The following is a 24258-nucleotide window of genomic DNA, read 5'->3' as shown; positions in this document are numbered from 1 at the left end:
GCGGCGGCGCATTTTAAGCGGCCGCCGGAGTCGTGTCCATCAAGCCAGGCGGCCCTCCGGCAGGGCTTTGGCAAAGATTTCCCACTGCGCCTGATTCTGCCGCTTCATTTCCTCGGCGGCGGCCAGCATTTCGTCCTGCCAGTCGTCTGCGGCAAAGGCGATCAAGGCATCGGCATTGGCCGAGCCCGAGCGTCCGGCGGCCCGCAGTTGGTCCCAGGCGAGTATTTCACCCATGCTCGCGACGACCTCGCTCAGGTGCTCCAGCTTTTTTCCCCAGTCCGTAATCGCGACGCGGTCTTCCGACGGTTGCAGATCCCTGAGAATGAAGGCTTGCCCATCCAGTTTGATGGCCTGCAAAAAAGCGTGGTCGATCGCCTGCAGGCGCTGCTGGATCATGGCGATCCGGCTCGCGGCATCGGGCCAGCCGGGTTGCTCGATGCCGCGGCGGGCGAGCGCTGTGCTCAGCGATGACTGCCGCGCCTCCTTGATGTCGAGCAGGTAATTGCTGTCCGGCGAGCCCTTGCCTTCGACCAGGACGACATAACGCTCGACGCCGAGGCTGCCGGTGCCGGCAATGCGGCGGGCGACGTCGATGACCTCGAAAAACTTCGGCGTGCTTTGGGTAGCGGCAAACTGCAGCATGAAGTGTTCGATCTTTTTCCGCTCTGCCGCCGTTGCCGGCAGCGCCTTGATGCCGTCGAGTTTGAGCTGGCGATGCTTGCCCTTGAGGCTGGTCCGCTTGTCGAGGAAATCGGCCCGCTTCTGGTTCTGCAATTTTGCAAACAGCTCGCTGATCATGCCGCTCGCCGTTTCCCGCTCCACCCAGCGCGGCTTGCCGCGGCTTAGCGCGCGGCAATAGGCGTCGAGGCAGTCACGGCTGACCTGCTTTGCCGCCGCGGGCGAAAGTTTCAGGTCGTCGGCGCCGCAGCGGATGCTGCTCAGCAGCCGGACGAGATCCCAGCTGGCGGGGGCGAGGGCGGCTTCGTCGTAGTCGTTGATGTCGAAATAGATCTGCCGGTTGTCGCCCTTGTAACTGCCGAAATTCTCGAAATGCAGGTCGCCGCAGGCCCAGGTCAGCGGAGCCTGGCGGAACAGCGCTGTGTCGGGCAGGGCCGCGTAGAACAAATGGCAGGCGCCGCGCAGGAAGACGAACGGGCTTTGCTGCATCCTGGCGTATTTCATCGCCAGCAGTTCCGGGTTGCGCCCGGCGTTGGTGGCGCGCAGGCCGGCGATGATCTCGGCAGCAGACAGGGTGGAGGTTTGGGTCATGGCTTCGGCTTGGGCATCGAAGAGGCAAACCATACGCCGAAGTCGTGACAATTGTCTGTTATCGGCCTCATTGCCAGGCCGCTGCTGCGGCATTGTCCGGCGGATTGCGGTAGGCAGCGAAATGCACATCGAGAAAATCGAGGAAAACCCGCACCTTCGCCGACAGGTGCAGGCGCTGCGGGTAGAGCGCGTAGATGTCGGCCGGGCTGCCCGACCATTCGGGCAGGACGCGGATCAGGCGGCCGTCGCGCAGGTCGCCGGCAATGTCCCAGAGCGAGCGCAGCAGGATGCCATGGCCGGCCAGCGCCCAGTCGGCGGCTACCTCGCCGTGGTTGGTGCTGAATTTGCCACGTACCTTGACCTTGCGGCACTGCTTGCCGGCGCACAGCGTCCAGGTGCCGAAGGCAGCATCGCCCTCGCGGATGACGATGCAGTCGTGGCCGGCCAGATCCTCCGGGCTGGCCGGCAAACTGCGCTGTGCCAGGTAGGACGGCGCGGCGCAGAGGACGCGATGGTTGGTGGCGAGCTTGCGGGCGAGCAGGCGCGCATCGGGCGGTTCGCCAAAGCGGATGGCGATGTCGTAATTCTGGTCGCCGGGTATCATCGGCTGGTCGGTGAGCAGCAACTGGATATCGATCGCCGGGTGGCGGCGGGCGAATTCTGATACGGCCGGCCCCAGTTGGCGGCGGCCGAAACCGAAGGTGGCGTGGATGCGCAGCAGGCCGCGCGGCTCGGCCCGGGTCAGGCTGAGCGCCTGTTCCAGGGTTTCGATTTCGCCGAGGATGCGCCGGCTCTCGCTCAGATAAAGCTCGCCTTCCGGCGTCAGGCTCATGCGCCGCGTCGTGCGCGCCAGCAGGCGCACGCCGAGGCGCTGCTCGAGCTGACTCAGGCGGCGGCTGACGGCGGCCGGGCTCAAGCCGAGTTCGCGGGCGGTACGCGCCAGGCTACCGTGCTGAACGAGGAGGGGAAAGAAGGCGAGGTCGTCGGACATGGCTTTTGATTGTTGTGTTTAACGCAAGAATAAATTCAATCTGGCGCCATTTGTTGTTTTTTTCAAAGCAGTAAGATGGCTGCTCATTGATTTCTGGTTGGACCATGAGCCTCGTACTGGCCTTTCTCATTCCTGTCGTGCTTGGTGCCGCACTCGGCTTTGCCGGCGGTGTTTTCGGCATCGGCGGCGGCATTATCGCCATTCCCGTGCTGACCGGCCTCTTCGGCATGGACCAGAAGCTGGCACAAGGGACGGCGCTGGTCATGATGGTGCCCAACCTGGCCATTGCGCTATGGCGTTACAGCCAGCGCCAGCCCCTGCCGCGCCTGCGCACTGCCCTGCTGGTCATGTGCGCGGTGACGGCGACGGCGCTGCTCGCGCATTACGCCAGCAATCTCGCTTCCGCCCAGTTGCGCCGCTACTTCGGTGCCTTTCTGCTTTGGCTGGCGCTGCACAGCCTGTGGCAGATGCGGGCCGGGCGCGGTCGCTGGCAACTGGCGCTGCCCGAAAAGCTGATTCCGCTGGTCGGCCTGATCGGCGGTTCCTGCCAGGGCTTGATCAGCATCGGCGGCGGCATGATCGTGCCGCCCATCCTGGTCGGTTTTTTCCGTCAGAGCCAGGCGCTCGCCCAGGGCTATGCGCTGGCACTGGTCATGCCGAGTTCGGCGGTGGCCTTGCTTACATTTTCGCAGGCCGGCCTGGTCGATTGGCAAACCGGCATCCTGCTGGCGCTCGGCGGGGCGCTGACCGTGTCGCCGGGCGTGCGCCTGGCGCATCGCCTGCCCGAGCGCAAGTTGCGGGCGGCATTCTCGCTGATGTTGCTGGCGACCGGCGGCTGGATGATCGTACACGGCTGAGCCGTACTTTTTGGCACAATGGCGGCCCGCTTCCTTTTACCAGCCTTGCCATGCAACCCGAAGACCTGCTCCTGCTGGTGACGCGCACGATGCCTTTCGGCAAGCATGCCGGCAAGCTGATCGCCGACCTGCCCGGCAACTATCTCAACTGGTTCGCGCGCGAAGGCTTCCCGCCCGGTGAAATCGGTCGCCTGCTGGCGCTGATGCAGGAAATCGACCACAACGGCTTGTCCTACCTGCTGACGCCGCTGCGTAGCAAACGACGCGAATGAAAATGGCCTGTTCCGGACGGTCGACCGTCCGGAACAGGCCAAATTGTCTTGCCGCAAGCGGCGCGCTTATTTCGGCTTGAATTGTTCGCGCAGACAGCTCTTGTGGTCGGGGCCGAGCTTGTCCTTGCAGACTTCGCGCGCTTTCTGGTGTTGTTCGCAACGTTGCGGATTGGGCGACTTGCTGCAGTCGACCGGTGGCATCTTTTCCTGCATGCATTGCCGTGCGGCCGGGCCGCTCTGGCCCTGACAGGCCTTGGTAGCAGCCTTGTGGGCTTCGCATTGCTGCGGGTTGGCACTCTTGCTGCAGTCGAAGTTCGCCCGCTGTTCCTGCATGCAGGTGCGGCGTTGCGGGCCGACGCTGTCCTTGCAGGCTTCCATGGCCTTGCTGCGGGCTTCGCGCTGGGCATTGCAGGCGCCCGGATTGGGCGATTGCTGACAGTCGCGCGCTGGTCGTGCCCGGTTCTGGCGGGCGCCCTGGCCCATCATGCCGGGACCGGCCGGCGCAGCGGAGATGCTGTTTTCGGGAGCGGCCGGAGCTGGCGTCGATTGGGCGATGGCGGGCATGGCGAGCAAGGTGGCGATCAGCGAACTGGCGATCACGAACAGACGGGTTTTCATGGTGCGACTCCTTGTGCGGTGGTGATGGCTTGATTGTAGGCATGCGGCATCGGCCGGTTCGGCCGGCTTGTAAATGAATGCAAACAGATCGCGGCTCGCTTACAAAGCTTTACGAGTCGCGCTATATTGCCCGCCATGAATACAACTGCATTTGCCCACGAGCATCGTCTGACCCTCTCCGAGGTGCTCGACCTGATGGTGATGGATGGTCTGGTCGAGGCGGGGCCGGCCGAGGCGCTGAAGGTCGAGCGCCGCCTGCATGGCGCCCGCGTCCATCCGCTGGTCGTCATTGCCGACCAGAAATGGCGCAGCCGCAAGGAGCCACGCCTGCTTTCGCTGGAAGTGCTGACCGAATGGCTGGCCGGGCGCTGCGGCCTGGATTACCTGCATATCGATCCGCTCAAAATCGACTTCACCGGCGTCGCCGAAGTGATGTCGAGCGCCTATGCGGCGCGCTTCGGCATCCTGCCGGTACAGGTGACGACGCGCGAAATCGTTGTCGCCACCGCCGAGCCTTTCGTCAAGGAATGGATCGAGGAGCTCAAGCCCATCCTGCGCAAGGAAATCCGCCGCGTCATGGCGAATCCGGAAGACATCTCGCGCTATCTGGTCGAGTTTTTCAGTCTTGCCAAGTCGGTCAAGAAGGCCGCCGCCAAGGGCGAGATCACTTCCGGACTGTCGAGTTTTGAGCAACTGGTCGAGCTCGGCAAGGGCAACCGCCAGTACGACGCCAACGACCAGCACATCGTGCATATCGTCGACTGGCTGTGGCAGTACGCCTTCGATCAGCGCGCTTCCGACATTCACATCGAGCCGCGGCGCGACATCGGCATCGTCCGTTTCCGCATCGACGGCGTGCTGCAGCAGGTGTACCAGATCCCGATGACGGTCATGAATGCGATGACCAGCCGCATCAAGCTGCTCGGCCGCATGGACGTGATCGAGAAGCGCCGGCCGCAGGACGGTCGCGTCAAGACGCGCACGCCGTCCGGCCAGGAGGTCGAATTGCGTTTGTCCACGCTGCCCACCGCCTTTGGCGAAAAGCTGGTGATGCGCATTTTCGACCCGGAAGTGCTGGTCCGCGATTTCCGCTCGCTCGGTTTCTCGGAGGAGGACCAGGCGCGCTGGAAGCAGATGACGGCGGCACCGAACGGCATCATCCTGGTCACCGGCCCGACCGGTTCGGGCAAGACGACGACGCTGTACACGACCCTCAAGCAACTGGCGACGCCGGAAGTGAACGTGTGCACGATCGAGGACCCGATCGAAATGATCGAGGGCGCCTTCAACCAGATGCAGGTCAATCACGGCATCGAGCTCGGCTTTGCCGACGGTGTGCGGGCGCTGATGCGGCAGGATCCGGACATTGTCATGATCGGTGAAATCCGCGATCTGGAAACGGCGGAAATGGCCATCCAGGCGGCGTTGACCGGTCACCTCGTGCTGTCGACGCTGCACACCAACGATGCGCCCTCGGCAATCACCCGACTGCTCGATCTCGGGGTGCCGCCCTACCTGATCAACTCGACCCTGCTCGGTGTCATGGCGCAGCGCCTGGTGCGCACGCTCTGTCCGCACTGCAAGAAGCAGGTGCCGCTCAGCGACGAGCAGCGCACCGCCTGGCGCGGTCTGGTGGCGCCGTGGAAATCGGCCGAGCCGACCCATATCCATCAGCCGGTCGGTTGTCTCGAGTGCCGGATGACCGGCTATAGCGGTCGGGTCGGGCTCTATGAAATCCTGCTTAATTCGCAGGAAGTGCGGCGCATGATCAAGCCCGGGATGGAAATCGCCAAGGTGCGTGAACAGGCTTATCGCGAAGGTATGCGGCCCTTGCGTATTTCCGGGGCGCTGAAGGTGGCGCAGGGCATCACCTCGCTGGAAGAAATCATCAAGGTCGCGCCGCCGGCCGATGACACTTAGTTACAAGAATGCGGCGCATACAGTAGTCAAACGGTAACAGTATGGCGATAATGCCACCTTGCAAAAAGGGGGCTTTATGGCAGTCGAGTTGTTCAACGATGGCAAGCACATCGTGCATGCGTTTTACGATCTGGTCGATGACTCGGCCGCCGGTGCCGTCCAGTGCAATCAGTTCCTGATCGCCGACCACGGCCATGGCGCGCTGATCGATCCGGGCGGCAACATGACCTACGGCGGCTTGCTGATGGACATGCAGCAGTATTTTTCGTCCAAGGATCTCGACTACATCCTCGCCTCGCATCCGGATCCGGACATCATTGCCTCGGTGAACAAGTGGTTTGTCGCCTCGCACTGCAAGGTATTGATCTCCAGCCTGTGGACACGTTTCGTGCCGCACTTCACGACCGGCAAGGATGTTTCCGACCGTATCGTCGGCATTCCCGACCAGGGGGTCCGGATTCCGCTCGGCCAGTGCCAGATCATTGCCCTGCCGGCGCACTTCCTGCACGCCGAAGGCAATTTCCAGTTCTACGATCCGGTCTCCAGGATTCTCTTCTCGGGTGACCTCGGTGCCTCGCTCGTGCCGCATGAGCAGGCTGCCCAGCCAGTGACCGATTTCGACAGCCACATCAAGTACATGGAAGGCTTTCACCGGCGCTACATCGTGTCGCGCAAGATAGGCCGCTTCTGGGGCAACATGGTGCGTCAGCTCGACATCGAGCAGATCGTGCCGCAGCACGGCTCGCGTTTTGTCGGCAAGAATGCAGTGAATGATTTCATCACTTGGGTCGAGACGCTGGAATGCGGCGTCGACCTGATGACCCAGAACAACTACACGATTCCCGCTTAAGCCTGGGAGTAGGGCTGGGCTTTGCCGTAGAAGGGCGGGACCCGGCCAACCAGGCTTTCCAGCAGGTAGAGTTCGTTGTCGGTGTGATTGATCACGGCTGCCGGCACCATCATCTGGCTGCCATCGGCATGCAGATAAACCGGGTGGTCGTGGTAGCGGGTTTCGATGCTTTCGCTGTGTGCCGGGTCGCGTAGCGAAGCAACTTCCGCCTTGCCGTAGCACAGGCAGAAATACACCTTGTCGGGTGCGCTCTCGATATAGCAGCCGGTGCCGCGAATGCCGATGGTCGCGGTAGCGGTTTCGATGCGCTTGTCGCCCTTGCCGAAAACTGCCAGCAACTTGCCGGTAATCACGCGCAGGCCGGCTTTGAGCAGATCACCGCTGATGCTGACCACCGAGCGGTCGCGCTGCAGGTAGGCATCCTTGCCGATGACATAGATGGCTTCGCTGCCGGGCCCGGTGCTGATCGTGTCGCCGGGCTTGATCGGCATGCCGGCCTTGGCCGGCTGACCATTGACCGTAACCTGGCCGCTGAAACGTTGCAGGCCGGGCGCAGCCGGGGAGGTGCCGGCGGCCCAGGCAGCACGCAGGCTGCCCAGCCGTTCGGCAACGGCCAGCATGGCCAGGCGCTTGAGTAGTTGGCGGCGTTGCATTTTCTCCCCTTTTCAGCGGTCGACCGAAGGGCCTGCCTAGGTATCGATGCTCGTTAAAACGGCGTCGATTTGCGGCGCACCGCATCGACGTAGGCCAGTGCATCCATTTGCCCGCCCTGGCGCTGCGCCTGCCAGATGGTTTCGCCCAGGCATTCGAGCAGCACATGTTCGGCGGCGTGCGGATCGAGACGAATGCGCAGGGCCTCGAACGCGGCGCGGATGCCGGGCGGCTGATCAATGCTGACCTGTTCATGGATGGCGAGGTGCAGCGACAGATGCAGGAAGGGATTCATCTGGCCGTCTTCCGGCGTCCATTCCTTGTCCAGCGCGCCATCTGTATCGTTGAGCAGGGCGTGGTATTCCGGGTGGCGCACGGCCAGATCGGCGGCGGCGACTTCAGCGCCGACCAGTGGCAGGCGTTCCTGATGCTTCTTCCAGGCATCGCAGAAAAAGCGGCGGACTTGCTCGCGGGAGGGATTAAACAGCATGGGTATCTGCCAAAAGTAGGGTGACGGCGGTGTTCTGAAACAGGCGATTGGCACCGTCGGCCGGGGCGATCTGCCCGTTGCCGTAAGCGCCAAGCAGCGGAGTGCCGGGGAATTGTTCGCGGAAGGCAACGAGGTCGCGGTCGTCGTTGCCGTAAAACAGCGGACCGCGGCCGATGCAGGAAAACATCAGTGCGAAATCGGGCTTGCAGCCGGCGTCGACCGCTGCGCCCAGCGCCTGCCGCATGTCTTGTTCGGCCGACATCGGCTGACGGATTGCCCAGCTGATTTTTTCGCCTTCCTCGAGTGCCTCGGTCAAGGTCAGCGACGCATCGGCATTGAGCGCCAGAATGCCGAGGCCGGGTTGGCCGGACTGGCGCAGGGCGACGATCTGGTGCAGCGGCGGATGCTCGCGCAATTCGGCCGGCAAGCTGCGCAACAGGCTGTCGCCGGCATTCTGCCCGGCCAACTGGCGGAGATCGAGGCCGCGGCTGGCGGTGACCGCGTGCGGCTGGCTGAGCAGGCGCAGTCCGCTGGACAAGGCGAGGTGGCTGTGCAGGCCGGCGAGACGGGTCTCGGCGCGGCCGTCTTCGGCGACGCGGGCATGTGACCAGACGGCCGCTGCGCTGTCGAGCAGGCCGGCACGCGGGGCGCCCGTCTGCCAGTCAAAGTGCAGGCTGCCCTGGCCGCTGCAGGAAATGAGCGGTACATCGGCATCGCCGCCGGGCACCGGATTGGCAAATACCAGGGCGGCGGCACCCGACTGATCGAGCAGCCAGCCGTTTTCGGTAAACAGGCCGTTTGCCGTGCAGCCGAAAACCTGCAGCGAACCGGCGGCGCGGGCGGCGGCGAGTACTGCTGGCTGGGCATGGCGAATGAAGTCGCGGGTCAGGAACAGGCAGACGCTGGCCGCCCGTTCCAGGCCGGCCGCCGCCAGTGCCAGTTGCACGGCTTCGGCCGCCAGTTCGGGGGTCGGGCGCGGGCCGCTGGCGAGGCCGCTGCCGGCTCTCATGCGCTCTTGCCCTTGAAGCGGCACAGATCCGCGACGACGCAGACGCCGCATTCCGGTTTGCGTGCCTTGCAGACATAGCGGCCGTGCAGGATCAGCCAGTGATGTGCGTCCTTCTTGTAATGCTCGGGCGTGACGCGCAGCAGCTTCTGTTCGACATCGAGCACGGTCTTGCCGGGGGCGAGGCCGGTGCGGTTGCCGAGCCGGAAGATGTGCGTGTCGACGGCAATCGTCGGCTGGCCGAAGGCGGTATTGAGCACGACATTGGCCGTCTTGCGGCCGACGCCGGGCAGGGCTTCGAGGGCGGCGCGTTCCTGCGGCACCTCGCCGCCATGCTGTTCGAGCAGGATGTGGCAGGTGTTGATGACGTTCTTCGCCTTGGTCCGGAACAGCCCGATGGTCTTGATGTACTCGGTCAGGCCTTCGATACCGAGCGCCGCCATCTTGTCCGGCGTCGGTGCGACCGGGAAGAGCCGTGCCGTCGCCTTGTTGACGCCGACATCGGTGGCCTGGGCCGACAGGATGACGGCAATCAGCAACTGGAACGGGCTGCTGTAGTGCAGCTCGGTGGTCGGTGCCGGATTGCTGGCGGCGAGGCGGGCGTAAAAGGTTTCGGTTTGGGCTTTATTCACGGAATTGCTGCACTGCAGGGTTGTCAGGCTATGACTAAAGGCGGATATTGGTCGTAAAACATTCTAACCGACAGAGAAGGATGGCGTTCTTGTGGCGACCACAATCCCCGGTGATAATCTAATCCTCTCCCAGATTGTAGAGGGGAATCCGGTGGCCAGCATCGTTATCGATGCGCAGCACCGGGTGACGCACTGGAATCGCGCCTGTGCGGTATTGACCGGCGTGCCGGCATCCGAGATGATCGGCCGCACCGAGCAATGGCGGGCCTTTTATCCGCAGCCGCGTCCGATCATGGCCGACCTGATCGTCAGCGATGCGCTCGAAGGAGCGGTCGACGAGTTTTATCACGGCAAATTCAGGCGTTCGGCGTTGATCGAGGGGGCCTTCGAGGCCGAGGATTTTTTCCCGGCCTTCGGCGAGGGAGGCCGCTGGCTGTACTTCACGGCGGCCCCCTTGCGCAATGCCGCCGGCGAACTGATCGGCGCCATTGAAACCCTGCAGGACGTCACCGAGCGCCACCGCGCCGAAGATGCCTTGCGCGAGAGCGAAGAGCGCTACCGCCTGCTCAGCGTCACCGACCCGCTGACCGGCCTGTTCAACCGGCGCCGCCTGCACCAGTGCCTGCCCGGTGAAATCGGGCGCTGCGCCCGGCATGGCCGGCCACTTTCGCTGCTCGTCATCGATTGCGATCATTTCAAGCAGATCAACGATAGCCGTGGACATATCGAGGGCGATCTCGTCTTGCAGACGTTGGCGCGACTGATCAGCCTTTCCCTGCGTGCCTCGGACCAGGCCTTTCGTTATGGCGGCGAGGAATTTGTCGTTCTCCTGCCCGAGATTGGGCTGGATGCTGCGGTCCTGCTTGCCGAACGCTTGCGTTTGTCGATTGCGAGCAGAAATGTGCCGGGCGATCAGGCGATGTGCACGGTCAGTATCGGCGCGGCGGAATTCCGGGTTGGGGAAAGTGAAAATGCCTTGATCAACCGAGCTGACGAGGCCTGTTACATGGCCAAGGCGCAAGGCAGGAACCGGGTGGTTTTGGCTACCTGAATCTGGTTACCGGAGAGGGCTTCAAGGATAATGGGGGCATGAAATTCTCTTGGTTGTATCGGCTGCTGTTTGCTGTGTTTCTTTTGCTGGTTCTCGGGGCCGTCAACTGGTTTGGCTTGCCTTGGGATAGCCAGGCCGAATTGCCGGCACGGCCGGCCAGCAGCGTTTCGCTGGCCAACCTGGATACGACCCTGCCGATCCTGCCTTTGCCGGTCCTCGACTTGCCGGTCGAACGGGTTGCCCTGGGGCGCCGCTTGTTCGAAGACAAGCGCCTGTCGGCCGACAATACGGTGGCTTGCGTCTCCTGCCATGACTACGCGCGCGGTGGTGCCGATGGTCGGCGTTTTGCGCTGGGCATCGGTGGGGCGGTCGGCAGCATCAATACACCGACGGTTTTCAACAGTGGGTTGAGCTTCGTCCAGTTCTGGGACGGGCGTGCCGCCAATCTCGAGGAGCAGGCCGCCGGGCCGATCCATAACCCGATCGAGATGGGCAGCAACTGGGCCGAGGTGCTGGCCCGGCTCGGTCAGGATGAGACATTCGTCAGGGAATTCACCCTGGCCTATCCGGATGGCCTGACTGCAGCCAATATTGCCGATGCGATCGCCACTTTCGAACGTTCGCTGGTCACTGTCAATTCCCGTTTCGACCGCTATTTGCAGGGGCACCGCGAAGTCCTGACCGAGCTCGAGGTCGAGGGCTACCGGCGCTTTCGCGAACTCGGCTGCGTCAGTTGTCACCAGGGGGCACTGATTGGCGGCAACATGTATCAGAAGTTTGGCGTGCTGGGCGACTACTTCAGCGGTCGACCGCTCAACAAGAGCGATTTGGGCCGTTACAACGTCACGCAGCGCGAAGAGGATCGGCATGTCTTCAAGGTGCCCAGCCTGCGCAACGTCGTGCTGACGGCGCCGTATTTTCATGATGGTTCGGCGCCAACGCTGGACAAGGCGGTCAGGGTCATGGGGCGTTACCAGCTGGGGCGTGAGCTGTCGGATCAGGATGTCCAAGCCCTTGTGGCCTTCCTCGGTACGCTGAATGGCGAGTGGCAGGGGGCTCTGCTCAAATGAAGCTGATCCAGCGTTGCCGCTGCGGATTGTGGATGGGGCTGAGTCTTGGTTTTGTCGCCCTGATTGCCTTGCTGACCTGGCTTTTCCTGCGGGCCGGAGAGGTTTCGCCGGAAGGCCACTATGCCTACATGCAGTCGCTGCGCCGCGTGCAGCAGGCCGATGTCGAGCTCAATGTCGCCGTGCTCGGCAGCTATTCGGACCTGATGCACAACTACGATCCGCTGGTCCGACTGGTTCAGGAAATCCGCAGCGAACAGCCGAATATCGGGCGTTTTCCGGCCTGGGTGCCGGCGGATGACCTGCCGCAACTGCATGACAAGCTCAATGAACTGCGTGCCGCGCAACGGCTCAAGGAAGAGGACATCGACCAGTTCCAGCGCAGCAACTCCGTCCTGCGCAATTCGCTGCATTACTTTCCGCTGGCTGCCGAGACCTATCTGGAGAAGCTCGGTAGCGGTCGACCGCCAGAACTCGATCATTTTGTCCGTTCCGTGCTGACTTTCGGTCAGGGGCCGGAGCGCGAGGATGTCGATAAGCTGAAGCTGGAGCTTGCCCGCATCCAGAAGCTGGAACTGCCGGCTTTCGGCGAATTGTCGCCGGCGCACCTGCTGGTGCATGCCCGGGCGATCATCGGACGGCGCCCGGAGGTTGACCGTCTGGCTTTTCGCATCATGAATTCGCCGACGGCCCGGGTGAGCGAGGAGCTGACCCGGCTCTACACCGACGGCCACGAGGCATCGCAACGGCTCGCCGGCTATTACCGGCAACTGCTCTACGCCGTCTCGGTGCTGTTGGTGCTCTACGTGATGTATGCCATTGAGCGGATCAATCGTGATCGGCGCGATCTGCTGCAGCGCTATGAAGCGCAACGCGAGGCCGAAGAAGGGCTGCGCCTGTATGCTCAGGTGTTCACCAGCGCCGCGGAGGGGATGACGATTACCGATGCCGAGTCGAAGATCGTTGCGGTCAACCCCGCTTTTTGCCAGATTACCGGCTACCGCGAAGACGAGGTGCTCGGCAAGACGCCCGCCTTGCTCAACTCCGGGCGGCAGGGGCGCGAGTACTACCGCCAGATGTGGTCGGAACTGCTCAAGCGCGGCCAGTGGCATGGCGAAATCTGGAATCGCCGCAAGGATGGCGGCATCTATCCGGAATGGCTGTCGGTCGCGGCGGTGCGCGATGCAGCCGGCAAGGCGAGCAACTACATCGGCATCTTCACCGATATCTCCGAGCGCAAGGAAAGCGAGGCGCGCATCCATCACCTGGCTCACCACGATGCGCTGACCGGCCTGCCCAACCGGATTCTGCTCGAAGACCGGATTGCCCAGGCGATCGCCAAGTCGCGCCGGGCCGACCTGCAGGTGGCGGTCATCTTCGTCGATCTCGATCGCTTCAAGAACATCAACGACACGCTTGGCCACGAAGTCGGCGACAACCTGCTGATTCAGGCGGCCGAGCGCGGTCTCGGCGTGCTGCGTGAAACCGATACGCTGTCGCGTCTGGGCGGCGACGAATTTGTCGTGGTGCTGCCCGAGATCGAACAGTTGCAGTACGCCATGCACGTCGCACACAAGTTGCTGGCCGTGTTCGGTCAGCCCTACCTGCTCGCCGGCCACGCCCTGACCGTGACCGGCAGCGCCGGCATCGCGCTCTGGCCGGGTGACGGGCAGAGTGTTTCGGAGCTGCTGCGCAAGGCCGATGCGGCGATGTACCGGGCCAAGGAGGAGGGGCGCAATACGGTGCGCTTCTATTCGGCCGGTGCCAACAAGACTTCTCTCGGCGAACTGCTGCTCGAGAACGACTTGCGCGGCGCGCTGGAGCGCAAGGAGCTGACCATGTACTACCAGCCCAAGGTCGAGGCGCAGAGTGGTCGCCTGATCGGGGCCGAGGCGCTGATGCGCTGGCAGCATCCCGAACACGGCCTGATTCCGCCGACCCGCTTCATCCCGCTTGCCGAAGAAAGCGGCCTGATCTGCGCGATGGGCGAGTGGGCACTCGATGAGGTCTGCCGGCAACAGCGTGCCTGGCTCGATGCCGGCTTGCAGGCGGTGCCGGTGGCCGTCAATCTGTCGGCGCACCAGTTTGCGCAGCAGGATGTGCCGGCTCTGGTTGCTGCCAGCTTGCAGCGCCACCAATTGCCGCCCGAGATGCTGGCGCTTGAGCTGACCGAGTCGCTGCTCATGCGCAATGCCGGCAATGCGGCACGGGTGCTGCATGCCTTGCATGGCATGCGGGTCGATGTGGCGATCGACGACTTCGGTACCGGTTACTCGTCGCTGGGTTATCTCAACCAGTTCCCGGTGCAGTCACTGAAAATCGACCGCTCCTTCGTCTGCGAAATCGGTGCGCCGGGCGGCGCCGTCAAGCTCGTGGCGGCCATGATTGCGATGGCGCACGAACTCGATCTGTCGGTGATTGCCGAAGGAGTCGAAACCGAAGTGCAGCGCGATTATCTGCTGGCGCACGGTTGCGACCAGTTTCAGGGCTTTCTGTACGGTCGACCGCAAGCTGCGGGGCAAATCCAGGGCTTGCTGGCGACGACGTCCTAGAGGCTGGGCGCGATCTCTGAGTGCTCATATGTTCGGGCATTGGCATCGGCATCGCTTCGCCTGGCCCTGAATCCCTTCCCAGCCCTCCCTTTCTCAGGGGAGGGCGACCAAGGCGACGCCGGAAGCAGCGGCTTGCGCTGGCCCGCCCTGATTCCTGGCGCGTTGTCCCTAGCAGCAGCCAGCGGTAGCGACCGGGGCGGGCGGCTTGGCCTGGGCGCGGGCTGCGGCACGGGCATTCAGCCAGTTCTTCCAGGCGATCATGCAGCCGAGCAGGATGAAGGCACCGGGGGGCAGCAGGGCAAGCAGGAAGCCGGGATAGCTTTCCGGCAGGATCTGGATCGGCTGCAGGCTGGGAATGACCATGTCGATACCGCCGAGTATCGTGCCGTTGCCGATGAATTCGCGCATGGCGCCGAGCAGGCCCAGCGTCCACAGCATGCCGACGCCCATGAAAATGCCGTCGAAGGTCGATTGCAGCGGCGGATTCTTGGCGGCAAAGGCCTCGACGCGGGCGAGCACGATGCAGTTGGTGACGATCAGCGGGATGAAGATGCCGAGCACCAGGTAAAGCTCATGCAGGTTGGCGTTGAACAGCAGGTCGACGACGGTGACCAGTGCAGCGACGATCAGGATGAAGACCGGGATGCGGATTTCGTGCGGGATCAGGTTGCGCAGCGATGCAACGGCGAAATTCGACATCGCCATGACGATGATCGTCGCCAGCGACAGCATGATGCCATTCACGGCGTTGGTGGTCGTCGCCAGCAGCGGGCAGAGGCCAAGGATCTGGGCGATCGAGGTGTTCTGCTTCCAGATGCCGTTGCCGGCGATGGTCTTGAATTCGTCACGCGTGATCATTTGGCGGCTCCCTCGGCGAACAGTTGGTCGCGGTTGGCTTCGGCCCATTTGACGGCCTTGAGTACGGCTTTGGCGACGGCGCGCGGGGTGACCGTGGCACCGGCGTAGTAATCGATGCTACCGCCGTCCTTTTTGACCTTCCAGTCACGGTCGACCGCTGTCGCCAGCGCCATGCCGTTGAACTGGGTGATCCACGGCCGGGTCTTGTTCTTGTCCTTCTTGAGCTCGACGTAATCGCCCAGGCCCGGCGTTTCCTTGTGCTGCGTGACGCGCACGCCGGCGACGCGGCCATCGGCACGCACCGCGATGATCAGCCGCACCTTGCCGGCATAGCCGTCCGGTGCCACCGCTTCGAAAATCAGTGCGGCCGGCTGTTTGCCGAGACGGGCGCGGTACAGCGTGCTCGGGTCGGCCAGGCCGAGTTCCGGCGTCGGCGGCAAGGTCAGCGCATCGGCGAGCAGCGCATTGTCGTACTCGCTGCGCGGCAGGACCTCGTCGGCCAGTTTCATTTTCTCTTCGGCCGCCGAAGCCTCGATCGCCGGCTTGGTCCAGAGGTAGGCGCCGGAAAGCAGGCCGGTGAAGATGATCACGAAAATGAACAGGATGGCGGCCGTACGCACGGCCATGCCGGTGGCGGAGAATTGCTTGACGGTGCTCATGCCTTGTCCTTCATGCCGAAGATGGGCGGCTGGGTGAGCAGGTCGATGACCGGGGCACACAGGTTCAGCAGCAGCACGGCAAAGGCAACGCCATCCGGATAGCCGCCGAAGACGCGGATGATGTAGGCGAGCAGGCCGCAGCCGGCACCGAAGATCAGTTTGCCGCGCGGCGTCGTGCAGCCCGATACCGGGTCGGTGGCGATGAAGAAGGCGCCGAGCATGGCGGCACCCGAGAACAGGTGGAAGAGCGGGCTGGCGAACTGGGCCGGGTTGTACAGCCAGAGTGCACCGGAAATCGCGACCAGGGCGCCGATGAAGGCGGTCGGTACATGCCAGGTGATCAGCTTGCGCTGCAGCATCCACAGGCCGCCGAGCAGGTAGCCGACGGCCACCCATTCCCAGCCGCGCCCGGCGAAGTTGCCGTAGATGTCCTGGTTGGCCAGCAGGTGGGCGACATCAACCGAACCTTCGCCAAGCTTGAGGGCTGTCTTCATCGCATCGAGCGGCGTCGCGCCGGACAGGGCGTCGACGCGCGGCATGAAACCGAGGATGACGTTCATCTGGTCGACCAGCGAGAGTTGCAGGCCGACGCTCGGCCACTGCGACATCAGGGCCGGGAAGGCGACGATGCAGACCGCGAAGGCGATCATTGCCGGGTTGAACGGGTTCTGGCCGAGGCCGCCATAGAGTTGCTTGGCGACGACGATGGCGAACACGGTGCCGGTGACGACCAGCCACCACGGCGCGAGCGGCGGGAAGGCGAGGGCGATCAGCCAGGCGGTGACGACGGCCGAGCCGTCCGACAGGAACATGGCAAGCGGTTTTCCCTGGATGCGCAGCATCAGCGCTTCGGCGAGCAAGGCGGCAAGCGAGGCGATGACGATCTGGGCCAGGATGGCCGGGCCGACCAGCCAGGCATAGGCGGCAATACCCGGGACCAGCGCGATGCAGACCTGGGTCATGACCTGGCTGACGCTGACGTCCTTGAGCAGATAGGGGGCGGGCGCAAACATCATTCGGCTTTCTCGCTGGCCGGCGCGGGCGGCGTGCCCGGCTCGGGGTCGGTCAGGTGGGCGGCGGCGCGGCGTGCTTCGATGTCGGCGACATCGTGTTGCGCGGCACTGCTCAGCACCTCGGTGTTTTTCGGCTGGGCGGCTTCGCGCTGCGCCTTGGCGCGCGCCATGGCAGCGGCGATGGCGGCCTTTTTGGCCTCCTGGGCGGCGTCGACCGCTACGGCCGGAGTGGCGTCAGTCGATGGAGCGGTTTCGGCGACGGGGGGCGTCGCAGCGGCCGGGTCCGTGTTTTCGGCTGCGGCAGCAGCAGCGGCTTCTGCCGCTTTCTTGGCGGCCTGCGCGGCGGCAGCCTTGGCAAGCTTCTCGGCCTTTTCGGCTTTTTCGCGCTCTTCGCGCAGCTGCTTGAATTCGAAACGCTCCTTGGCGGTGTCGGCCGCCTTCTTTTCGCGTTCGCGCGCCCAGATCTCGCTCTTGGCAAAGCGGAAATACTGGACGAGCGGAATGCGCGACGGGCAGACGAAGGAGCAGCAACCGCATTCGATGCAGTCGAAGATGTGATATTCCTGCGTCTTGCCGAAGTTCTTTGCGCGCGAGAACCAGTACATCTCGAAGGGTTGCAGTTCGTGGGGGCAGGCCTGGGCGCACGAACCGCAGCGGATGCACGGCATTTCCGGCGCCTTGGGCGGGAAAATCCGGTCGGAATGCGCGATCAGGCAGTTGGTCGCCTTGACCACCGGGACATTGGCGTCCGGCACCAGGAAACCCATCATCGGGCCGCCCATGACGATGCCGTCGGTGTCCGGGTGCGGCTGCGCGAGTTGCAGCAGTTCGCCCATCGGCGTGCCGATCAGCACTTCGTAATTGCGCGGCGCATGCACATTGCCGGACAGCGTGACCAGGCGGGAGACGACCGGCTCGCCGTGCGCGATGGCGCGCCAGGCGGTGTAGGCGGTGGCGACGTTGAAACACTGCACGCCGAGATCGGTCGAGCGCTTGCTGGCCGGGACTTCCTTGCCGGTCAGGACGCGAATCAGCTGCTTGGCACCGCCGGCCGGGTAAAGCGTCGGCACCGGCACGACGGAAAACGATTCGCCGAGTGCGTCGACCGCTGCGCGCATCGCGGCGGCGGCCTCCGGCTTGTTGTCCTCGATGCCGATCAGCACCTTCTTCGGCTGCAGCAGGTCGCGGAAGATACCGATGCCGCGCACGACTTCCTCGGCGCGTTCGCGCATCAGCAGGTCGTCGCAGGTGATGAAGGGCTCGCACTCGGCGCCGTTGATGACCAGCTCTTCCATCGGCACGGTCTTCGACGGCGTCAGCTTGCCGTGGGTCGGGAACACTGCGCCGCCCAGACCGACGACGCCGGACTGCTGCAGGTATTCGCGCACCGCCTCGGGGGCGGCGTTGGCGTAGTCGAAGGGCTGGCGTTCTATCCATTCATCCTTGCCGTCCGGCTCGATGACGACGCACATGGCGTCGAGGCCGGACGGGTGCGGCTGCACATGCATGGCCACTTCGAGTACGGTGCCCGAAGTCGGGGCGTGCACGGCGGCCGAGATCCAGCCGTCGGCCTCGCCGATCAACTGCCCCTTCAGGACCTTGTCGCCGGCCTGGACAACCGGTTGCGGCACACCGCCGATGCTCTGGTGGAGCGGCACGACGAGGCGCGAAGGCAAGGGCGCCTGGGCAATCGGCAGGGTCACGGATTGCGTCTTGTTGGTCGGCGGCTTGACGCCACCCTTGAATTTGAACAGGTTCATCAGCATCAGGCGGCCTTTTGGGTGGCCGCAGCCTTGATTTCAACGACCGGGTATTTCCACTTCCAGTTGTCGATGTTTTCGCCGATCGGCTCGATCCGGATGCATTCGACCGGGCAGGGCGGCAGGCAGAGTTCGCAGCCGGTACATAGCGGCGCGATGATGGTGTGCATCTGCTTGGCGGCACCGACAATGGCGTCGACCGGGCAGGCCTGGATGCACAGCGTGCAGCCGATGCAGGTGTTCTCGTCGATGATGGCGACCGACTTCGGCTTTTCTTCGGCGTCGAGCGGTTTGACCTCGCGGCCGAGCAGGTCGGCCAGGCGCTGCACGCCTTCCGTGCCGCCCGGCGGGCACTTGTTGATTTCATCGCCATTGGCGATGGCTTCGGCGTAGGGCTTGCAACCCGGATAGCCGCACTGGCCGCACTGGGTCTGCGGCAGGATGGCCTCGATCTTCTCGATCAGCGGGTCGCCTTCGACCTTGAACTTGATCGAGGCAAAGCCGAGCAGGGCGCCGAGCACGACGGCACCGAGGGCCATGATGGCGATGGCGAGCAGGATGTCCATTATTGGTACTTGTCCAGGCCGGCGAAGCCCATGAAAGCGAGCGCCATCAGGCCGGCGGTGACCATGGCGATGGCGACGCCACGGAAGTGGATGGGCACATCGGCGCCTTCAATGCGTTCGCGGATGCCGGCGAAGAGAATCAGCACCAGCGAGAAGCCGACGGCGCTGCCGGCGCCGAAGAGCAGCGAATCGACGAAGTTGTAGCCGTTCGAGATGTTGATCAGCGGCACGCCGAGCACGGCGCAGTTGGTGGTGATCAGCGGCAGGTAGATGCCCAGCGTCTGCTGCAGGGCCGGCGAGGTCTTGGCGATGACCATTTCGGTCAGCTGGACGATGGCGGCGATGGTGACGATGAAGGACAGCGTGCGCAGATATTCCAGCCCGAAAGGCATGAGCAGGAAGTGATCGATGATGTAGCTGGCGCCGGTCGCCACGGTCAGCACGAAAGTGGTCGCGGCGCCCATGCCGTAAGCGGTTTCCAGCTTCTTGGAAACGCCCATGAAGGGGCAGAGGCCGAGGATTTTCACCAGGACGACGTTGTTGACCAGCACCGCGCCGACGAGGATGAATAAGTAGTGGCTCATGATTTTTCTGGGCGTGAAGCGCGCATTATCGGGCTTTGCCGGCGCGCGGACAACCGCGTGCCGGTTAGGGTCTTATAGGGATTTCTTCTGAAGTTTGGCCAGGGCAGCCGCCGTTTCGCTGACCAGCTCCGGTCCGCGATAGATGAAACCGCTGTAGACCTGGACCAGGCTGGCGCCGGCTTCGATCTTGGCGACAGCGTCCTGGCCGCTCAGGATGCCGCCAACGCCGATGATCGGCAGCTCGCCGGCCAGAGCAGTCGACAGCTTCTTGAGCACTTCGGTCGATTTCCTGAACACCGGTGCGCCGGACAAGCCGCCGGCTTCATTGCCGTTCGGCAGGTTTTCGACGCCTTCGCGCGACAGCGTGGTGTTGGTGGCGATCACGCCATCCATGCGATGGCGGCGTAGCGCATCGGCAATCGCGGTGATCTGGACATCGTCGAGATCGGGGGCGATCTTCAGCGCCATCGGCACATATTTGCCGTAGTTCTGCACCAGTTGCTCCTGCTTCGCCTTGAGCTGTGCCAGCAGGTCGTCGAGGGCGTCGTCCTTCTGCAGTTCGCGCAGGTTCTTGGTGTTCGGCGAGGAAATATTGACGGTGATGTAGCTGGCGTCGTTGTAAACCTTTTCCAGGCAGATCAGGTAGTCCTCGGCCGCCTTTTCAATCGGCGTCGTGGCGTTCTTGCCGATGTTGATGCCGAGGATGCCGCCGGTTTTCGGGAACTGCGCGGCGCGCACGTTGGCGAGCAGCTTGTCGACGCCGGCGTTGTTGAAACCCATGCGGTTGATGATGCCCTGCGCTTCCGGGACGCGGAACATGCGCGGTTTCGGGTTGCCGTCCTGCGGCCGCGGCGTGATCGTGCCGATTTCGATGGAACCGAAGCCAAGTGCGGCCAGTCCGTCGATGTAGTCGCCGTTCTTGTCCAGTCCGGCGGCAAGGCCGACCCGGTTGGGAAACTTGAGGCCCATGACGTCGACCGGATCGGCGGCGACCGGTTTGGCAAGCAGCCCGGACAGGCCGGTGGCGCCGAGGAAGGAGATGCCGCTCATGCCGATACCGTGAGCGGTTTCGGCGTCGAGGGAGAAAAAGAATTTGCGCAGGATGGGATAGAGCATAGCCCGCGATTTTACCGCAAGGTGGCGGCTTGGCGGCAGCGTACGGAAACAAACGGAAACAGATTTTATGGCGCAAGGGGAGGTAAACTGGCCGGCATGCGATTCATTCCCCTTCTGCTGCCTGCCTTCCTGCTTTCTCTCGCCGCGCCGGCATCGGCGGCAGGGCTGGATGATCCGTTCGCAACCGATGCCTTGTTGCCGCTCAAGCCCTCGCCGATGCTGGCCGGCCGGGTCGGCGGCGCGCCCTGTGCGACTGATCTGCCGGCAACGGCATTGGCCGCCATCGATGCGGTCGACCTGGCGCTTTGCAACAATCCGCAGACGCGCGAAATATGGGCCAACAGCCGCGCCCAGGCGGCGCAGCTCGGTGTCGCGCAGTCGGCCTGGTTGCCTGGCCTGAGCGCCAGGGCGACCGGCAGCCGGATCTTTACCGAGGCGCGCGACTACAACCAGAATTCCGCCGCCTTGACCCTGTCCTGGCTGCTTTTCGATTTCGGCCAGCGTTCGGCCAATGTCGATTACGCCCGCCAGTTGCTCAACGCCGCGCTCGCAACGCAGGATGCGACGGTACAAACCCTCTTCCTCGCCGCGCTGCAGACTTACTACACGGCGCAGGCGACGCAGGCGGCGGTGTTTTCCGCCAGCGAGGCCGAGCGTGCCGCCAGCGAAGCCTTCAAGGCGGCCGACTCGCGTTACCAGGTCGGCGCCGGCACCCCGGCTGATCGCCTGCAGGCGAAGACGGCCCTGGCGCAGGCCACCCTCAACCGCATCCGGGCCGAGGGCGACGCGCGCAATGCGCAGGGCGCGCTGGCCAATGCGCTCGGTTTCGATGCGCAACAGAAAATCGTTCTCGCCGCGCTGCCGGCGCTGGCGCCGGAAACGGCCTTCCAGAAGGATGTCGACGCGCTGATCGCCGAGGCGCGCGCCCGCCGTCCCGATCTCAAGGCGGCCGAGGCGCAGTTCCGCGCCGCCGAGGCCAATGTCGGTTACGCGCGTGCGCTCGGCCGGCCGACGCTCAGTCTGGCGACCGGCCCGACCTGGCAGGATGTCGGCGGCGTCGTGACGCAGGGCGGCAACATCGGCCTGACGGTCAACGTGCCTTTATTCACCGGTTTCCAGACCACCTACAGTGTGCATTCGGCGGCGGCCCAGGCCGATGCCCGGGCGGCGCAGCGCGACCGCCTCAATGCGCAGATCGCGCTCGATGTCTGGAAGGCCTACCAGAGCCTGACCACGGCGACGCAGAGCCTGCTCACCACGACTGATCTGGTGGCCAGTGCTGAGCAGTCGGAGCGCGTCGCGCTCGGCCGCTACAAGGCCGGCGTCGGCACCGTGCTTGACCTGCTGACGGCGCAGAGCGCGCTGGCCAGCGCCCGTCTGCAACGCATCCAGGCGACGCTGGACTGGAATGTTTATCGCGCTTCCCTGGCACAAGCCATGGGCGCCCTGGATTACACGCTGCTGCAGGGTTCGGCGGCAGTTGAAGGAAGACCATGAAACGTATCGGCAAGATCATCCTCGCGACCACCGTGCTGGCCGGTCTGATCGGCGGCGGCATCTGGTACGCCAACCAGCGCGCGGCGCAGAACCCGGAGCAGCGCTACAAGCTCGGTACGGTCGAAAAGGGCGACGTGACGCAAACGGTGTCGGCCAACGGCACGCTCAATCCGGTGGTGCTGGTCAGCGTCGGCACGCAGGTGTCGGGCACGGTCAAGAAACTCTACGTCGATTTCAACGACAAGGTCGAGAAGGGCCAGCCGCTGCTCGAACTCGACGACGCGCTGCTCAGCGCCCAGGTCAGGCAGAGCGAGGCCAATCTCGCCAATGCCGGTGCGGCGCTTGAACTGGCGCAGGCCAACGAGGCGCGCATGAAGACGCTGTTCGCGCAGGAATACGTCTCGAAGCAGGAATACCAGCAGTCCTTGCAGTCGCTCAAGTCGGCGACCGCGCAACAGGCGCTGGCGCGCGCGCAACTGGAGAAGGACCGGGTCAATCACGGCAACACGACGATCCGCTCGCCGGTGACCGGCGTTGTTGTCGATCGCGTCGTCGATCTCGGCCAGACGGTCGCCGCCAGCTTCCAGACGCCGGTGCTGATCAAGATCGCGCAGGATCTTTCCGACATGCGCATCGACACCAGTTTTGCCGAAGCCGACATCGGCAACCTGCGCGAAGGGCAGAAGGCGCGCTTTACGGTCGACGCCTTCCCGAGCCGCAATTTCACCGGCGAAGTGCAGCAGATCCGCCTCAACCCGACCAATCAGCAGAACGTCGTCACCTACAACGTCCGCGTCAATGTCGCGAACCCGGAACTGGTGCTGCTGCCGGGCATGACCGCCTACGTCAATATCGCCGTGCAGAAGCGCGAGAAGGTGCTGCTCGTGCCGAATGCGGCACTGCGTTTCAAACCGGCCGATGCGGCCGACAAGAAACCGGAAAATGGCCAGAAAGCCGCGTCGACCGCTGCGCCGGGCACACCGGCCGGCGCGCCCGGCGAGAAGAAAGGCAAGAAGCGCGACGGCCAGAGCGGCACGGTCTACGTGCTGGAAGGTGAAGAAATCAAACCGGTCAGCGTCCAGCTCGGCATTACCGACAACCGCAATACCGAAGTCGTCGGCGGCGAACTCAAGGAAGGCGACCGCATCGTGCTCGGCGAGAACGGCAGCAGCGGCAAGCCGCCGTCCAGCGTCGGCATGCGGATGTTCTGATGAGCGATGCGGTCATCCGGGTGGTCGGCCTGGGCAAGTCCTACGTCACGGCGGCCGGCCTGTTTCCGGCGCTCAAGGGCGTCGATCTCGAGGTGCGGCCGGGCGAGTACATCGCCATCATGGGCCCGTCCGGCTCCGGCAAGTCCACCTTCATGAACCTGCTCGGTTGTCTCGACCAGCCGAGCATGGGCGACTATTTCCTCGCCGGCGAGAACGTCGCGCACCTGGAAAAGGACGCCCTGGCGCAATTGCGCAACCGCACGCTGGGCTTCGTCTTCCAGGGTTTTAACCTGCTGCCGCGCATGAGCCTGCAGGACAACGTCGCGCTGCCGCTGGTCTATGCCGGCATCGACAAGGAAACGCGGCGGCGTGCGGCGCGCGAGATGCTGGCGCGGGTCGGCCTGGAAAAATACGCCGAGTCGCGCCCCAACCAGATTTCCGGCGGCCAGCAGCAGCGCGTCGCGATTGCCCGCGCCCTGGTCAACAAGCCGCGCCTGATCCTCGCCGACGAGCCGACCGGCAATCTCGACAGCCATACCAGCGAGGAAATCATGCGCCTGTTCGGCGAACTCAACGGCGAGGGCATCACCATCGTGCTCGTCACGCACGAACCGGATATCGCCGAACACGCCAAGCGCCAGGTGCGCTTCCTCGACGGCCAGATCATCAACGACCACCTGACCGGAGCGGCGGCATGACGGGATTCCGGCAGAAATCCGCGTTTTTCAGCGGTCGACCGCTGAAAAACGGCAAAAACCAATTCGCAGC

Annotated in this window: 24 protein-coding genes; 10 read left to right on the top strand and 14 right to left on the bottom strand. The window is 64.0% G+C overall.

Annotation, left to right across the window (positions count from 1 at the left end; all coding sequences use genetic code 11):
- Positions 1–39: 39 nt before the first annotated feature.
- Positions 40–1269, bottom strand: a complete 1230-nt coding sequence (locus tag KIG99_RS04570) for a DUF2252 domain-containing protein (RefSeq protein ID WP_226459063.1) — start codon at positions 1267–1269, stop codon at positions 40–42.
- 67 nt (positions 1270–1336) lie between these two features.
- Complete coding sequence (locus KIG99_RS04565) at positions 1337–2260, bottom strand: LysR family transcriptional regulator (RefSeq protein ID WP_226459062.1); 924 nt, start codon at positions 2258–2260, stop codon at positions 1337–1339.
- Positions 2261–2364: 104 nt separating this feature from the next.
- Here KIG99_RS04565 and KIG99_RS04560 point away from each other — a divergent pair, with 104 nt between their 5' ends.
- Positions 2365–3117, top strand: a complete 753-nt coding sequence (locus tag KIG99_RS04560; RefSeq protein WP_226459061.1) for a sulfite exporter TauE/SafE family protein — start codon at positions 2365–2367, stop codon at positions 3115–3117.
- 50 nt (positions 3118–3167) lie between these two features.
- Complete coding sequence (locus tag KIG99_RS04555; protein ID WP_226440808.1) at positions 3168–3389, top strand: DUF3820 family protein; 222 nt, start codon at positions 3168–3170, stop codon at positions 3387–3389.
- Between the two features lie 66 nt (positions 3390–3455).
- On the opposite strand, the gene KIG99_RS04550 is transcribed toward KIG99_RS04555, so the two are convergent.
- Positions 3456–4007, bottom strand: a complete 552-nt coding sequence (locus tag KIG99_RS04550) for a hypothetical protein (protein ID WP_226459060.1) — start codon at positions 4005–4007, stop codon at positions 3456–3458.
- A gap of 135 nt (positions 4008–4142) precedes the next feature.
- Here KIG99_RS04550 and KIG99_RS04545 point away from each other — a divergent pair, with 135 nt between their 5' ends.
- Both KIG99_RS04545 and KIG99_RS04540 read left to right on the top strand, forming a co-directional pair.
- Positions 4143–5927, top strand: coding sequence for a GspE/PulE family protein (locus KIG99_RS04545; RefSeq protein WP_226459059.1), 1785 nt, complete (start codon positions 4143–4145; stop codon positions 5925–5927).
- Between the two features lie 76 nt (positions 5928–6003).
- Entirely contained in the window at positions 6004–6777 is a 774-nt protein-coding gene (locus tag KIG99_RS04540) for an oxygen-binding di-iron domain-containing protein (RefSeq protein WP_226459058.1), read from the top strand.
- Here the strand turns inward: KIG99_RS04540 and KIG99_RS04535 are convergent.
- The 4 genes from KIG99_RS04535 to nth are packed head-to-tail and all read right to left on the bottom strand — an operon-like array spanning position 6774 to position 9556.
- A complete protein-coding gene (locus KIG99_RS04535; RefSeq protein WP_226459057.1) occupies positions 6774–7430 on the bottom strand; it encodes a hypothetical protein in 657 nt (218 codons plus the stop codon). The two genes, KIG99_RS04540 and KIG99_RS04535, sit on opposite strands and share 4 nt — an antisense overlap.
- Before the next feature lie 53 nt (positions 7431–7483).
- Complete coding sequence (locus KIG99_RS04530; protein WP_226461785.1) at positions 7484–7915, bottom strand: DUF1841 family protein; 432 nt, start codon at positions 7913–7915, stop codon at positions 7484–7486.
- On the bottom strand, positions 7908–8927 hold the full coding sequence (locus KIG99_RS04525) for an FIST C-terminal domain-containing protein (RefSeq protein WP_226459056.1): 1020 nt from the start codon (positions 8925–8927) through the stop codon (positions 7908–7910). The genes KIG99_RS04530 and KIG99_RS04525 overlap by 8 nt, the downstream gene beginning before the upstream one ends.
- Entirely contained in the window at positions 8924–9556 is a 633-nt protein-coding gene (gene nth / locus KIG99_RS04520) for an endonuclease III (RefSeq protein WP_226459055.1), read from the bottom strand. The genes KIG99_RS04525 and nth overlap by 4 nt, the downstream gene beginning before the upstream one ends.
- A gap of 91 nt (positions 9557–9647) precedes the next feature.
- On the opposite strand from nth, the gene KIG99_RS20740 reads away from it, so the two are divergent.
- The 3 genes from KIG99_RS20740 to KIG99_RS04505 are packed head-to-tail and all read left to right on the top strand — an operon-like array spanning position 9648 to position 14226.
- Complete coding sequence (locus KIG99_RS20740; RefSeq protein ID WP_226459054.1) at positions 9648–10607, top strand: sensor domain-containing diguanylate cyclase; 960 nt, start codon at positions 9648–9650, stop codon at positions 10605–10607.
- Positions 10608–10645: 38 nt separating this feature from the next.
- Positions 10646–11677 carry a cytochrome-c peroxidase gene (locus KIG99_RS04510; RefSeq protein ID WP_226459053.1) on the top strand — a complete coding sequence of 344 codons (1032 nt, stop codon included), beginning with the start codon at positions 10646–10648 and terminating at the stop codon, positions 11675–11677.
- 32 nt (positions 11678–11709) lie between these two features.
- Positions 11710–14226 carry an EAL domain-containing protein gene (locus KIG99_RS04505; RefSeq protein WP_226459052.1) on the top strand — a complete coding sequence of 839 codons (2517 nt, stop codon included), beginning with the start codon at positions 11710–11712 and terminating at the stop codon, positions 14224–14226.
- A gap of 168 nt (positions 14227–14394) precedes the next feature.
- Here the strand turns inward: KIG99_RS04505 and KIG99_RS04500 are convergent, their stop codons facing one another.
- From KIG99_RS04500 to KIG99_RS04470, 7 genes are all read right to left on the bottom strand, one after another.
- Entirely contained in the window at positions 14395–15084 is a 690-nt protein-coding gene (locus KIG99_RS04500; protein ID WP_226459051.1) for an electron transport complex subunit E, read from the bottom strand.
- Positions 15081–15743, bottom strand: a complete 663-nt coding sequence (rsxG, locus tag KIG99_RS04495; RefSeq protein WP_226459050.1) for an electron transport complex subunit RsxG — start codon at positions 15741–15743, stop codon at positions 15081–15083. The genes KIG99_RS04500 and rsxG overlap by 4 nt, the downstream gene beginning before the upstream one ends.
- Positions 15740–16759 (bottom strand): RnfABCDGE type electron transport complex subunit D, encoded by a 1020-nt coding sequence (locus KIG99_RS04490; protein ID WP_226459049.1) that lies wholly within the window; start codon positions 16757–16759, stop codon positions 15740–15742. The genes rsxG and KIG99_RS04490 overlap by 4 nt, the downstream gene beginning before the upstream one ends.
- Positions 16756–18522 (bottom strand): electron transport complex subunit RsxC, encoded by a 1767-nt coding sequence (gene rsxC, locus KIG99_RS04485; protein ID WP_226459048.1) that lies wholly within the window; start codon positions 18520–18522, stop codon positions 16756–16758. The genes KIG99_RS04490 and rsxC overlap by 4 nt, the downstream gene beginning before the upstream one ends.
- Positions 18522–19082 carry an electron transport complex subunit RsxB gene (gene rsxB / locus KIG99_RS04480; protein WP_264180391.1) on the bottom strand — a complete coding sequence of 187 codons (561 nt, stop codon included), beginning with the start codon at positions 19080–19082 and terminating at the stop codon, positions 18522–18524. Before rsxB ends, rsxC begins: the two co-directional genes overlap by 1 nt.
- Positions 19082–19666: an electron transport complex subunit RsxA gene (gene rsxA, locus KIG99_RS04475; RefSeq protein WP_226440794.1), complete on the bottom strand. Its 585-nt coding sequence runs from the start codon at positions 19664–19666 to the stop codon at positions 19082–19084. Before rsxA ends, rsxB begins: the two co-directional genes overlap by 1 nt.
- A 72-nt stretch (positions 19667–19738) precedes the next feature.
- Positions 19739–20782 carry a quinone-dependent dihydroorotate dehydrogenase gene (locus KIG99_RS04470; RefSeq protein WP_226459047.1) on the bottom strand — a complete coding sequence of 348 codons (1044 nt, stop codon included), beginning with the start codon at positions 20780–20782 and terminating at the stop codon, positions 19739–19741.
- Positions 20783–20878: 96 nt separating this feature from the next.
- On the opposite strand from KIG99_RS04470, the gene KIG99_RS04465 reads away from it, so the two are divergent.
- Genes KIG99_RS04465 through KIG99_RS04455 form a run of 3 tightly spaced genes read left to right on the top strand, consistent with a single transcriptional unit; the run spans position 20879 to position 24188 of the window.
- The gene (locus tag KIG99_RS04465; RefSeq protein WP_226459046.1) at positions 20879–22279 is read left to right on the top strand and encodes a TolC family protein; all 1401 of its coding nucleotides are present in this window, start codon (positions 20879–20881) and stop codon (positions 22277–22279) included.
- Positions 22276–23490, top strand: coding sequence for an efflux RND transporter periplasmic adaptor subunit (locus tag KIG99_RS04460; protein ID WP_226459045.1), 1215 nt, complete (start codon positions 22276–22278; stop codon positions 23488–23490). The genes KIG99_RS04465 and KIG99_RS04460 overlap by 4 nt, the downstream gene beginning before the upstream one ends.
- Positions 23490–24188: an ABC transporter ATP-binding protein gene (locus KIG99_RS04455; protein ID WP_226459044.1), complete on the top strand. Its 699-nt coding sequence runs from the start codon at positions 23490–23492 to the stop codon at positions 24186–24188. The genes KIG99_RS04460 and KIG99_RS04455 overlap by 1 nt, the downstream gene beginning before the upstream one ends.
- Positions 24189–24258 lie beyond the last annotated feature (70 nt).

The sequence above is a fragment of the Quatrionicoccus australiensis genome (genome assembly GCF_020510425.1).
Taxonomy (GTDB): domain Bacteria; phylum Pseudomonadota; class Gammaproteobacteria; order Burkholderiales; family Rhodocyclaceae; genus Azonexus; species Azonexus australiensis_A.
The sequence above is the reverse complement of the archived record's forward strand: the minus strand, read 5'-3'. Positions and strand labels throughout refer to the sequence as shown.